We start from the raw sequence: 11809 nt of genomic DNA, 5'->3' as shown, positions 1-11809 counted from the left end.
CAGGTGATTCGGCTGGGCCGTCGGCACATTGTGCCGGCGGCCCGGTCTCGTATCAGGGCACGGTATCGGGTTGCAGGAGTTGCCATCTCGGTATCGTTGCCGCCGCTTCGCCGTCGAAGTTCGAAACGGACCAAAGCGGATTGGAAATGCATTGCCCGGCAACTGGTCCAAGGGCGTTAATGGAAACGGCGGCCGCCAATAGATTCTGGCACCACACGGTGCAGAGCAACATCCAGGAATAAGGGGCGGCGCCATGCCTACCATCACCTCCCTCTCCCCAACGTCAGGCCCGACGACGGGGGGTACCAGCGTCACGATCACCGGTACCGGGTTCGCTGATGCCACAACCGTGAGTTTCGGTACCACCGCAACCGCGTTCGTCATCGATTCCCCCACGCAGATCACTGCCATCGCTCCCGCCGGTTCGGCCGGTCCGGTGCAGGTGACCGTCACCGGCCCGGGGGGAACCAGTAACGGTGTCTCCTACACCTATTTGCTGGTTCCATGTCCCGGGCCCGCGCCCTGCGGGACAACCATCACTATGTCCGGGACGGTGCAGTTCACCATCAGCCCGGCGGGCTGTCACTGTGTCCCCTGCACCTGTGTCGCGGCTCCCACGCTGACCGCGATCAGTCCGAGTGCGGGGCCGGAGGCCGGCGGGACGACCGTCACTTTGACCGGAACCAACCTGACCGGAGCTACTGCGGTCAGTTTCGGTGCGACACCGGCGATTTCGTTCTCGGTCGACTCCGCTACCCAGATCACGGCCGTCGCCCCCGCGGGGACGGGGACCGTGCAGGTCACCGTCACCACCGCGGGTGGAACCAGCAACGGTGTGGCCTACACCTATGTTTCGGCTCCGCCTCCCACGCTGACTTCGGTGTCCCCGAGTTCGGGATCCGCCGCAGGTGGGACCACGGTGACTCTCACCGGGACGAACTTGACCGGAGCTACCGCGGTTACCTTCGGTAGCACGGCGGCGTTCTCGTTCACCGTGGACTCGGACACGCAGATCACCGCCGTCGCCCCCGACGGGACGGGGACCGTGCAGGTCACCGTCACCACCGGGGCTGGTACCAGCAACGGTGTCGCCTACGCCTACGTCCCGGCCGTAGCCGTGGTCTTCCAAAACCAAGGGCCCGAGGCAGGCGGGAACTTGGTCTATGTCAACGGGAACGGTTTCACCGGAGTCACCGCGGTCACGTTCGGTAGCACGCCGGCGACTACGTTCTCGGTCGACTCCGATACGCAGATCAGCGTCACTGTCCCGGCGGGGACGGGCACGGTACAGGTCACCGTCACCGGCCCGAACGGCACCAGTAACGGTTACCCGTACAACTACATCCCGGTTCCCGTCCTGACCTCGGTCAACCCCAACCAAGGGCCCGAGGCGGGCGGAAACACGGTCATCGTCACCGGGTCGAATCTGACCACCACCCAGTCGGTCATATTCGGTAGCGTCGTGGGTGATTGGACCGTGGATTCCGACACACAGATCACGGTCATCGCCCCCGCACAGGCCGGTACCGTGCAGGTCACCGTCATCACCCCGGGCGGCACCAGCAACGGTGTCACCTACACCTATGTTCCGGCTCCCACCCTGACCACCGTTTCCCCCAATTCGGGATCCACCGCAGGTGGGACCACGGTTGTTCTCACCGGAACAAATCTGACCGGCGCTACCGCAGTCGATTTCGATGCGACACCGGCGGCTTCGTTCACGGTCGACTCCGCGACACAGATCACGGCAGTCTCTCCCGCCGGAACGGGCACCGTTCAAATCACCGCCACCACAGGAGGTGGGACCAGTAACGGCGTCGGCTACACCTTCGTCTGACGGCCGATGCCACTGGGCCGCCGGCGATTATCGCCGGCGGCCCAGTTCTCCTGCCACACGACCAGCACAGCACCGAGATGCCCTGCAGGTCAGGACATCCCGAACTGCCGAATTTCGATTCAGCCCCGAAATATCCGGCTCGATAGGCTTTCGGCCATGGAAAGTCCAGACCCGAACTCTCCGCCGACCTACGACGAAGCGCTGCGAATCGCGCGCGATGTGGCACAGGATCCTGGCACTCTGATCCCCTACCACCACCACGGGCTCGAGAATGCCCGCTACGGGCGAGGTTTCGCCTTCTTACAGACGCTACGCGGCGGCACGGACGGCTATGTCCTGGTGACCACGACTGGTTACGGCAGCGGGGTATTGTCGGTGGACGCAAGCACCATCGACACGGTGATCGCCGAACACCTGGCTCGAGCCGAACACGCCAACAGACAAATCCCCGACAGCGAACTCTCGGTGGCGCACCGAGTCGCGCTCGACGCCTACGATGCCGGCCTCACACGCATCGACGAGATACCCGGGCGCGCAGCGCTCGACGCCGAGACAGCCGACTACGCCGAGTTCGTTCTGCTCATCTTGCGGCGCAACCGCAACCAGGCGGACTCCGGTCGTAAAATCCTCGCCCGCAACGATTTCCTGTTGCAAAGTCCGACCCCTGGGCGCCGATACACCCAGCCCTGCCCGCACTGCGAGCGGCCGGCGATCTATCAGGAACGCTACCCCCGCGCGGTCTGCGATCACTGCCGGCACCGCACTACCGACCGCGCCGGGCGCCGGGTCACCGGTTTCAACACCGATTTGAGTGGCGGAATGATCGCCTACTACACCGACACGCTCGAGCGCTCGGACAGCTCCGGCTCCCAATATGAGGAATGCGTCGAGGTCACCCGAACCGGTGTGTGTTTTATCGACGCACACCGAGCGACCATGCAGGAGGCGCGCTTCGGTGGGATCGTCGTCCAAATGGCATCCGCCGACGGACCGGTCGGCGGGTGACGAACATCGATCATCAACGATCCACCGAACCCGCAAGTCATGTCTCGGATGTCACCTGCCACGGTGGCACCCATCGAGAGCGCCGCCGAGCGCGGTCGGCCTGATGACCGGCAAGAACACGGCCGTCCTCGATGCCGCCGATCGCACAACGACGCGTTGGCGCACACGAAGGTCTTGTGTGAGCATCGTCAGGATGATCGAACATCGGAAAAGCCTTGCGCCGCACGCGACGGCAGTGTCCTTCCGTCGAGGTGACCAGCACGACGACGGCGCGGTGGACGGGATCGATGAATCGTTCACCACCGACACCATTTTCGATGTTCGCGACACCGGCGATGGGTTCGCGCTATGCGAGGTCGCGGTGTCCCCGCCGATCGTCAAGTATTTTCCGGACGACACCGACGACGACCAGGATGAGCCGGTTCGGTTCGTTGCCGTCGACCCGCACGGCGACATCTGCGGGTCCATCGATGTCGTGTACGAGGAATGGAACCGGCGCTTGACCATTGCCGATATCAAAGTCGCCCCGAATCGTCGTGGCGAGGGTCTCGGCCGGAAGTTGGTCGGCCTCGCCATCGAGCATGGGCGTGAACTGGGTGCCCACACGTTGTGGCTGGAGGTCACCAACGTCAATGCGCCCGCGGTTAACGCCTATCTCCGAATGGGATTCATCTTCTGTGGGCTCGATACATCGCTGTATCGTGGGACACCCAGCGAGGGCGAGATCGCGATCTTCATGAGCCAGGATCTGACCGGCAACGGAGCACGGCCCGAAAACGGCATCTGACAACGTTTGTCGAGTAGCAGCACTACGGGTATCCGCTGATCTTCAGTCCGGTTCCGCACAGCCTTTCAGTACCGAGTCGGGGAATAGCTCACGCGGGACCACGTGGAACATTGGCGACCGCAATCGGATGACAACCGCGCAACCACGCATCTCGAGTTGGTTCTATGTCGGCGTGGTATAGCCTGAAATATGTTGTGGGCGAGGCAAAATCAGCCACTTCCGCACCATGACGGGCAGTCGAGACTGCGCCGTCCGCGTAGTACCTGCGGCCGAGCCGACGCTCGAATGCTTCTCTGCCGGCCAAGAGCATCCATGGACATCAGGAGTCAGACAATGGCTACACCTCGCGACGCCCTCCTGGACCTGCGCCGGGCCGCCTCTGCGGGACTGCTGGATCTCGACGGGTCCGGTCCCGCCTCGCGCGAGGCGGTGCGGGTGCGAGAAACCCTCCTGGCGCCGCACTTCGGTGCCGTCGCCTGGTCGGTTCCGCCGAGCTACCGGGCGCTGCTGGCGGAGCACAATCGGCTGCGCTGCCATCGGGAGGAGGATGATCGCGAGCGCGAGTTCGTTCTCGTGGACGAGGGGGAGTTCGTCGGGTTGAACGCCGAGCTGGTGCACATGCCCGCGGGGGTCAGTCGCGAGCCGGGACGGTACCTGTCGACCAATCACCTGGTCGGGTTCGCCGAAGCCGGTTACGAGGCGGTGTGGTGTTTCGATGTCGCGCAGCCGGGCGGAGACGGCGAGTACCCGGTCTACTACCACCATCAAGATGAGCCGCGGGCACGCTACCTCGCGGACGGTGCGTGGGAAGAGCAGGCCGACGCCGTGCCCGACTTCCCGTCTTTCGCGGCCTGGTTCGAGGCGATGGCTGCGGCCTTCGCCTCCGCGCAGCCCCCTGCCTGGCTCGACGAGATGGGCACCCCGGCCCTGGTATGGCTCGCCCGTGACGGGATCTTCCAGGCCGGCAGCCGGAACTGATCGGCAATAGCGGTGGCGTGACGGTTCTGGTCCGGTTGCCGCAGGTTCGTGCCCCCGGCGGGGTCTGATGGATTGGACCGGTTCTGACCGGTGGTTTTCCTGTGGGACCGCTGACCGGTTGAGCATTGCCTCTTGGAGCGGGCTGCATTGTGTTGTACAGGTTAGGGCTCGAGCACGATTTTGCCGTGGGTGTGTCGGCGTTCGAGTTCGGTGTAGGCCTGGCGGACCTGTGTCAACGGGTAGACGTTCGCGATCGGGACTTCGAGGTGTCCCTCGGCGATCAGGGCGGCCAATTCGGCGAGTACCTCGGCGCCAGGCCTGGCGTTGGTTCCGGGTTCGGTCTTGACTCCGTACTTCGCGGCCGCTGCGAAATCGGCGATGGTGTCGATCCGTTCGACTGCGACGCCGAGGGCAAGGGCCAGTTCGACGTACCCGCCGCCGTGGGTGTCGATGAAGGCATCGATGCCGCCCGGTGCGGCGGCCTCGATCCGTTCGATGGCGCGGTCACCGTATGCGACCGGGATCACGCCGTGGCTTCGCAGCCACTCGTGGTTGTGCTGGCTCGCCAGGCCGATGACCGTGGCTCCGGCACGGCGAGCGAGCTGAACGGCGAGCGAGCCGACTCCTCCGGCTGCTGCGGAGACGACAACTGTCTCCCCCTTGTCGAGTTGCACGGAATGTACTGCCCCCCAGGCAGTCACCCCGGCGACGTACAAGCCGCCGGCCACCTCCCAAGGGACGCCGTTCGGTTTGGGTGTGAGGTTGTCGACTTCGACCAGGACCAACTCGGCCTGGGCGGCCCGCTTCTCGGAGAACCCGATCACCTCGTCGCCGACCGAGAATCGGTCGACTCCGACGCCGACCTCGGCGACAACCCCGGCGAGATCGCTGCCTTGCCCGGACGGAAACGTCGAGGGAAAGATGGCGGCCATCGCACCGGTTCGGATGCCCGCCTCACCGGGGTTGATGCCTGCCGCCTTTACCCGAACCAGGACCTGCCCGTCGTCAGGCACGGGGCGGTCGACCTCGTCGACCCGCAAGACCTCGATTCCGCCGAACTCGTCGTATCTGACTGCCTTTGTCATTGTCTTGCTTCTCCTCCGGCGCGCGATGCGCGGCCGACTTCGAGAACGGGAATGGTTCGCGCCGGTGTGGCTGTCACCAGGGCACTGTTCCGGCGTCGTCGAAGAATCCGCCGGTCGGTCCGTCGTCGGGCAGGGTCGCGAGGTGAATCGCGATCGCCGCGCCCTGTTGTGGGGTGCGGACACCGCGGAAGCCGTTGAGGTCGGTGGCGGTGAAACCCGGGCAACCGCTGTTGATCAAGATATCGGTGTCGCTCAGCTCTTTGACGTATTGGATCGTGACGGCGTTGAGAAACGTCTTCGATGCCATGTATGCGGTGATGGCAAAAGAACCGATCTCGGTACTGGGCAGACCGGGTGTGGTTTGCAGGGTGAGCGAGCCGACGCTGCTGGACATGTTGACGATTCGCGGTGAGGCCGAGGCGCGCAGCATCGGCAGCATCGCGTTGGTGACACGGATGACCCCGATCACGTTGGTTTCCACGACAGTTCGCACGGTCGCGGGGTCGAGCGTGGTCGGTGTCTGCGGCATGGCACCGGTGATCGCCGCGTTGTTGACCAGAACATCGAGCCCTCCGGCATGGTCGGCGATCAATTCGGCCGCCGCGGCCACGCTTGCGTCGTCGGTCACGTCGAGCGGCACACCGAACGCATCGGTCCCGGCCGCGAGCAGCTTCTCCACCGCGGTGTCGCGGCGTTGCCGATCCCGCGCGCCCACACCGATTCGCCAGCCGAGCGCGCCCAGGCCAGCGGCGATCTCGTATCCGATTCCCTTGTTCGCGCCGGTCACCAGCGCGATCGTCTGTTCACTCATGCCGTTGATCCTGCTGCGGCTCCGGGTGCAGCGTCCAAGACCGATCGGGTGGGCGGCGATACCGCACGGGTATTGGTCGTGGTCATCGCCGGATACCATGCCCTGGTGGAGACGCGGGAGATGCGGTATTTCGTTGCCGTCGCCGAGGAGTTGCACTTCGGGCGGGCGGCGCAACGGCTCGCGATCGCGCAACCACCACTATCGCGAGCCATCCAGCAGCTCGAACGGCGGCTCGGAGTCGTTCTGCTGCACCGCGGTTCACGCGCGATCACGTTGACCGAGGCTGGGGCGGTGCTGCTGCGGGAGGCCCGACTCGCTCTCGAAGCGGTCGAAGCCGCCGAGCGCCGCACCCGTCGCGCCGCTGCCGACCGGCCCGGTGTGGTGCTGGCCACCAAGGCCGGAGCATCCAGCGAACTGTTGTCGAAGCTGCTGCACGCCTACGCCGCCGAACCGGGCGCCGTGGCAGTCGAGGTGATGCTGTGCGGGCCAGGCCAGCCGGAAAGTCTGCTGCGCAACGGGCGTGCCGACGTTGCTCTGCTCCACCGGCCTTACGACACGACAGCCGGATTCGACACCGAGGATCTGCACACCGAACCGCAGGTCGTGGTCCTGCCCGCGGGGCATCCCCTCGCCAACCGGGCGCATGTGTCGTTGGCCGAGGTCAACACCCTGACGAACCTGCCCCTGCCGCGCTGGCCTGGACGGGATGGCAGCTATCCGGACGGCCCCGGCCCGCAGGTGCGCGACCATACCCAACTATTCCAACTGATCGCGCTCGGACTGGCCTGCGCGCTCGTGCCCGACTCGCTGCGAACCCAGCTACGCGACGATCATGCCGTCGTGCCCGTGCCAGACGCACCGGCCGTCACGACCGTCATCGCCTGGCCACCACACAGCAGATCCAAAGCCGTTGCCGACCTCGTCCACACCGCGACACGCCTCTAACCGACACCGATGACAGGGCACTGTTCTGGCGGATTGGTCACAGCGGTCAGGAATCTGCGTTCGTCGATTCCGAGAGGTAGCCTGGGGCGCGCGGTACTGCGGGAGGGATGTGGTTTGGCGCAACGCTGGGTGACGATCTGTCTGCCGCCGGATGCGATCGATGATGTGCAAGCCGCGATCACGCGAGCTCTCGCTCCATTCGAGATGCGGCAAGGGTTCCCGCAGCGAGATATGTGGGACACGTGGCAGATTCGGGGTGGCGGGGGAGGAGCCGGGTTCTACGTTCGACCGGGTCATGAGGACGATCCTCGGCTGATTCACGACGGCCCCAACCAATTCGGCATCGTGCTGCTCCCCAAGCGAGGCGAGTGCGCGGGCGGCCCGAAGTCCTTGCTGAACGTCGCGGTGCACAACCTGTCAGAGCCCGATGTACTCACCCCGGACGGTTGGTGGGTCGAGTCGAGCGGCATTTGTCGACATAAGGATTGGGGCGAGACCACGTCCCGTGAGGACCAACCCGACTGCCCGATACCACCGGGTGGCATCGAAAACTACCTGGAGACACTGCCCGACGACACAGTGCTTGTTCGGGTCTGTTGCCACGGCTAGCAGCACCCTCTCTTGCCGCATATCGAGTGTTTTCTGCTGGTCACGGCCGGGATGTCGGTCGAGTCTGGCGTTTTCGATGCCGCCGATCAGGCGAGTGCGTGAGGAGTATGTCCGCCCCGGACACGGAGCACGGAATCGGTCTATTCCGTGCTCCGTGTCCGGCTATGAGATGTCCCGGACAATTCCATCGGCTGCCGACTGTTCGATGGCGGCGAGGAGCCGGTGGTGGCGCAGGGCGGTCTCGAAGCTGGGATGCGGTTGCCTGGCTTCGGCGATGGCCTGGGCGACCTCCTGGTAGAGGGCCGCAATGTTCGCCGGTGGGCCGGACTGGACGGCGGCGGGGACGGTGCGATAGGTGTCGGGCACGGCCAAGGCCTCGTCGCTGATCCGGATGTCCCAGTCGCCCCAGTGGATGAATGTCCCGGGCTGGGCTGGTTTGGCGGTCAACGTTGCATCGCTGCCGACGAGCTCGAGGAGAAACCCGTCCTGGGCGGGCCCGTTGCCGCCGTGCACGGCGACGGAGGCGGTGGCGCCGCTAGCCAGCAGTCCGTGCAGCAGCACGTGGCTGGGCGTGGCGTTCGGCACAAACCGCTCCGTCCCGGCGACGAGCACGCGGTCGTGCGTGCGGGGCAGCCGTGCGGTGACCTTGGTCAGTGGGCCCGCGACCCTTTCGAGTGCGGCCAGGAAGTGACCGGCCATGATGGTCAGGATGTTGGTTCCCTCTGAAGGGTCGAGGCCGAACACCAGGTTCGGCCATATTCGACTGCCTCCCCAGGGGGCGCCCTCTGCCACCAGCGCGACGGATTCGAGCGTGCCGATCCGGCCGTCTGCCACGAGGTCGGCGACGAAGCGGGCGCTCGGGGAGTGGTGGCCCTGGAGGACGACCGCGTGAACGACGCCGGCGGCGGTGGCGGCGGTGGCGGCCTCGGTCAGCTCACCCGCTTCGTCGGCGTCGATGCCCAGCGGCCACTCGGACACGACGTGCTTGCCGGCATCGAGCGCTGCCCTGATCACGGCGGCATGCCCGGATGCCTTCACCGAGACGACGACCAAGTCGACTTCAGGGTGCGCGATGAGTTCGCCCGCGTCGGCGAAGGCGTGCCGCGCGCCGTGGGCGGCGGCCGCCCGGTCCGCGCTGGCCCGGTTGGTGGTCGCGACCGCGGTCAGGTCGAACTCCTCGAGCGCTGCGAGCGCGGGCAGGTGCGAGCTGTCCGCCCAACCGCTGGCCCCGACAACTCCGACTCGGATCATGGATGCCACTCCTTAGTTATGTACCTTTCGGTAAGAAACTAGGTGGAGCGACATTCTCGCGCAAGGGGTAATGTACCGATAGGTAAAAAACGCAGACGGGCAACGGAGGACGGCATGCCTGGCGGACGCCCACGCTCATTCGACGCAGACACCGCACTCGACTGCGCGCTGGAGGTGTTCTGGCGCAACGGCTTTGAGGGCACCTCGCTAGCCGACCTGACTGCCGCGATGGGCATCAACAAGCCCAGCCTCTATGCCGCCTTCGGCAACAAGGAGGAACTGTTCGGCAAGGTCCTCGCCCGCTACCTCGACGGCCCCGGCGCCTACGCCGCGGACGCGCTGGACGCGTCCACCGGCCGCGAGGTCGTCGAGCGGCTGGTCCACGGGGCTGTCGACCTGACCGCAGGTGACAGCACGCCCCAAGGTTGCCTGTGCGTCAAGACCGTTCAATCCTGCGGACCCGGCGCGCACGCTGTACGCCAGGACGCCGTCGCGGTACGCAAAGCTGGCGAGGCGGCGCTACGCAAGCGGCTCGAGCAGGCCACCGACCTGCCGTCCCGCCACGAACCAGCCGCCCTGGCCGCTCTCGTACACACGATCTCGGACGGCATCGCCGTCCAGGCCGCGGCCGGGCGCAGTCGCGACGAGCTGCGGCAGATCGGCAACCTGGCACTGCACGCCCTTCTGGATGAAGCCACGTAGACCACGCCGCGACGAAATCGGGCGCAGCAACCTACAGGCACCCCCTGTTTCGCGCGGCGTGTGCTTACCGGCTTGATCCGGAGTTGCGGCCCTTCGGCCGTCAGGCGGTTCGGACTGATTGCCAACGACATTGGCGACGATGGGCACGGCCGCGGCGTTGCCTCAGATCTCGTGGCGTCACGACACTGTGTAGACCCAGGAACCGTTACATCCCCAGCCCCGGTCCCAGCCGGATTCGTAGCGCCAGGTACCAGACGGAGCTTTGATGCTCCAGTCGCCGTCGGCGGTTGCGATGGCATTGCCGTCGTCGAGTGTCAGGATGGTGGTGACGTTCGGGCCGATCTTCCAGCTTGCTCCCCGGAACAGAAGATTTTGCACGACGACCGTCACACCGTCCGACGTCTCGTTCTCGATCACCAGGCATGCGTTCTGAACCGGGCCGGTAGCGTGGGCTGGTGCGGCCGCGAGCAGGAGACCAGCGATCGCGGCGCCGGCGAGTCCGGCGCGGGCGGTGAATGAGATTTTCATGGAGGTCCCCTCGGCCACACTCTTCAGGAGTGTGAACTCCATTGGAGTAGAAGATGTTCGGTACCTGACGAACGGAACCGTAGCTTCCTTGCGACTGTCTTATGAAAAGCTTTGTGCCTATGAACTTTTCGGCCCCCGTTCCTGATTCGCGGAACGGAGACGACAGAGCCGGCACTCAACCGATTGATACCGGGTCGGCCTGTTAGCGTTCGCGCTGCTGAAGTTCGCGCAGGCGGCGCCTTCCACATCGCCGGGTCAATTGGCCACGGCGCGAACCGAACTGCTTCCATCAACTGCCTGGCTGAGACCAAGGCTGCTCGCTGCGATCCAGAGTCGAGCGAATACCGCTCATGCCGTGTGGCGGGTGGTTCGAAGCGGCCAACATAGCTTTGCCAGATTGCTCCATCACTGCTCCCGCGATGCTAAGCGTTCACCAGTCGGCGAACCGCGGCAGCGACTTGCTCGGGTCGTTCGGCGGGGATGATGTGCTCGGAGACGGCGTCCTCGTATTGAGCGCCGACCTGCTCGGCGTATCGGCGCTGGTATTCGCGCATGAGGTCGAGATTGCGAGCCTGGTAGCGGGCGGCATGGATCGCCGAGATGACGATGATGCCCGATTTCGGCGGTTGTGGTCGGCGGCGGCGGAATTCGTCGATCGCCTCCGCGACGGCCGCTATTTCATGCCGGGTTGTGGCGAGCCCGGCGGGGGTGAAGTCCTCGGCCAGCATGGTCGCGTAGCTGTCGGCGGGGAACTTGCGCCCATAGGAGCGGGTCAGCATCCGCATGAGCGGTGGGAAGTGGCTCAGTGCCTGCTGCGCGGCGAGGATGCGGTCGGTCTTCTTGGCGGTCGGCGCCCAATTGTCGTAGTTCGGAGCGGTTTCCGGGGTCGGGTCGATGAGGACGAGCCCAGCCGGCGACAGCGTTTCGGCCGCGCGACGGACGATCAGCCCACCCATGCTGTGGCCCACCAGGATCACCCGCCCCGGCGTGAGCGCCTGGACCAACGCCACCAGGGTGGCCGCCATGTCGTCGATGGTCTGCGGTTGCGCGGCGCTGCCACTGCGGCCGCGACCGGCCCTGTCGTAGGCGACGGTATGTGCGACGTCCGCCAGTGACGGCACCACCCGATCCCAGAGCGTCCGCCCGGCGCCCGCACCGGATTCGAACACCACCCAGGTGTCCCCGGTGCCGGACTCTTCGAAGTAGATCTCGGTGCCGTTCACCATCATTCGACGCCCAGGAACATCCCGCATCGCGGTCACCCTTCCGTT

11 protein-coding genes are annotated in these 11809 nt (G+C 65.6%); 6 read left to right on the top strand and 5 right to left on the bottom strand.

What is annotated here, in order from left to right; translation table 11 throughout:
* Window positions 1–253: 253 nt before the first annotated feature.
* The 4 genes from ACHQ4I_RS31030 to ACHQ4I_RS31015 all read left to right on the top strand — a co-directional run bounded on the left by ACHQ4I_RS31030 (window position 254) and on the right by ACHQ4I_RS31015 (window position 4607).
* A complete protein-coding gene (locus ACHQ4I_RS31030) occupies window positions 254–1837 on the top strand; it encodes an IPT/TIG domain-containing protein (protein WP_420775430.1) in 1584 nt (527 codons plus the stop codon).
* Between the two features lie 156 nt (window positions 1838–1993).
* Complete coding sequence (locus ACHQ4I_RS31025) at window positions 1994–2842, top strand: hypothetical protein (protein WP_420775429.1); 849 nt, start codon at window positions 1994–1996, stop codon at window positions 2840–2842.
* A gap of 193 nt (window positions 2843–3035) precedes the next feature.
* Window positions 3036–3629, top strand: coding sequence for a GNAT family N-acetyltransferase (locus tag ACHQ4I_RS31020; RefSeq protein WP_420775428.1), 594 nt, complete (start codon window positions 3036–3038; stop codon window positions 3627–3629).
* A gap of 333 nt (window positions 3630–3962) precedes the next feature.
* The gene (locus tag ACHQ4I_RS31015; protein ID WP_420775427.1) at window positions 3963–4607 is read left to right on the top strand and encodes an SMI1/KNR4 family protein; all 645 of its coding nucleotides are present in this window, start codon (window positions 3963–3965) and stop codon (window positions 4605–4607) included.
* A gap of 161 nt (window positions 4608–4768) precedes the next feature.
* Here the strand turns inward: ACHQ4I_RS31015 and ACHQ4I_RS31010 are convergent, their stop codons facing one another.
* Both ACHQ4I_RS31010 and ACHQ4I_RS31005 read right to left on the bottom strand, forming a co-directional pair.
* On the bottom strand, window positions 4769–5692 hold the full coding sequence (locus ACHQ4I_RS31010) for an NADP-dependent oxidoreductase (protein WP_420775426.1): 924 nt from the start codon (window positions 5690–5692) through the stop codon (window positions 4769–4771).
* Between the two features lie 73 nt (window positions 5693–5765).
* Entirely contained in the window at window positions 5766–6503 is a 738-nt protein-coding gene (locus ACHQ4I_RS31005; protein ID WP_420775425.1) for an SDR family NAD(P)-dependent oxidoreductase, read from the bottom strand.
* Window positions 6504–6608: 105 nt separating this feature from the next.
* On the opposite strand from ACHQ4I_RS31005, the gene ACHQ4I_RS31000 reads away from it, so the two are divergent.
* Window positions 6609–7448: a LysR family transcriptional regulator gene (locus tag ACHQ4I_RS31000; protein WP_420775424.1), complete on the top strand. Its 840-nt coding sequence runs from the start codon at window positions 6609–6611 to the stop codon at window positions 7446–7448.
* Window positions 7449–8219: 771 nt separating this feature from the next.
* Here the strand turns inward: ACHQ4I_RS31000 and ACHQ4I_RS30995 are convergent.
* A complete protein-coding gene (locus ACHQ4I_RS30995) occupies window positions 8220–9308 on the bottom strand; it encodes a Gfo/Idh/MocA family protein (RefSeq protein WP_420775423.1) in 1089 nt (362 codons plus the stop codon).
* A gap of 114 nt (window positions 9309–9422) precedes the next feature.
* On the opposite strand from ACHQ4I_RS30995, the gene ACHQ4I_RS30990 reads away from it, so the two are divergent.
* Window positions 9423–10010 (top strand): TetR/AcrR family transcriptional regulator, encoded by a 588-nt coding sequence (locus ACHQ4I_RS30990; protein WP_420775422.1) that lies wholly within the window; start codon window positions 9423–9425, stop codon window positions 10008–10010.
* Between the two features lie 177 nt (window positions 10011–10187).
* Here the strand turns inward: ACHQ4I_RS30990 and ACHQ4I_RS30985 are convergent, their stop codons facing one another.
* Together ACHQ4I_RS30985 and ACHQ4I_RS30980 are read right to left on the bottom strand one after the other, a co-directional pair.
* Window positions 10188–10580 (bottom strand): hypothetical protein, encoded by a 393-nt coding sequence (locus ACHQ4I_RS30985; protein ID WP_420775421.1) that lies wholly within the window; start codon window positions 10578–10580, stop codon window positions 10188–10190.
* A gap of 380 nt (window positions 10581–10960) precedes the next feature.
* Window positions 10961–11791, bottom strand: coding sequence for an alpha/beta fold hydrolase (locus ACHQ4I_RS30980; RefSeq protein WP_420775420.1), 831 nt, complete (start codon window positions 11789–11791; stop codon window positions 10961–10963).
* Between the last annotated feature and the right edge of the window lie 18 nt (window positions 11792–11809).

Source organism: Nocardia nepalensis (assembly GCF_048910785.1).
Lineage (GTDB): Bacteria > Actinomycetota > Actinomycetes > Mycobacteriales > Mycobacteriaceae > Nocardia > Nocardia nepalensis.
Note: the sequence above shows the minus strand (reverse complement) of the source record. Positions and strands in the feature narration are given on the sequence as shown.

Excerpts from the sequence above, each read along its gene's own strand:
- ACHQ4I_RS31010 (WP_420775426.1), bottom strand. The coding sequence starts at position 5,692 with ATGACAAAGGCAGTCAGATACGACGAGTTCGGCGGAATCGAGGTCTTG.
- ACHQ4I_RS31015 (WP_420775427.1), top strand. The coding sequence starts at position 3,963 with ATGGCTACACCTCGCGACGCCCTCCTGGACCTGCGCCGGGCCGCCTCT.
- ACHQ4I_RS31020 (WP_420775428.1), top strand. The coding sequence starts at position 3,036 with ATGATCGAACATCGGAAAAGCCTTGCGCCGCACGCGACGGCAGTGTCC.
- ACHQ4I_RS31030 (WP_420775430.1), top strand. The coding sequence starts at position 254 with ATGCCTACCATCACCTCCCTCTCCCCAACGTCAGGCCCGACGACGGGG.
- ACHQ4I_RS30990 (WP_420775422.1), top strand. The coding sequence starts at position 9,423 with ATGCCTGGCGGACGCCCACGCTCATTCGACGCAGACACCGCACTCGAC.
- ACHQ4I_RS31025 (WP_420775429.1), top strand. The coding sequence starts at position 1,994 with ATGGAAAGTCCAGACCCGAACTCTCCGCCGACCTACGACGAAGCGCTG.
- ACHQ4I_RS30995 (WP_420775423.1), bottom strand. The coding sequence starts at position 9,308 with ATGATCCGAGTCGGAGTTGTCGGGGCCAGCGGTTGGGCGGACAGCTCG.
- ACHQ4I_RS30985 (WP_420775421.1), bottom strand. The coding sequence starts at position 10,580 with ATGGAGTTCACACTCCTGAAGAGTGTGGCCGAGGGGACCTCCATGAAA.
- ACHQ4I_RS30980 (WP_420775420.1), bottom strand. The coding sequence starts at position 11,791 with ATGCGGGATGTTCCTGGGCGTCGAATGATGGTGAACGGCACCGAGATC.
- ACHQ4I_RS31005 (WP_420775425.1), bottom strand. The coding sequence starts at position 6,503 with ATGAGTGAACAGACGATCGCGCTGGTGACCGGCGCGAACAAGGGAATC.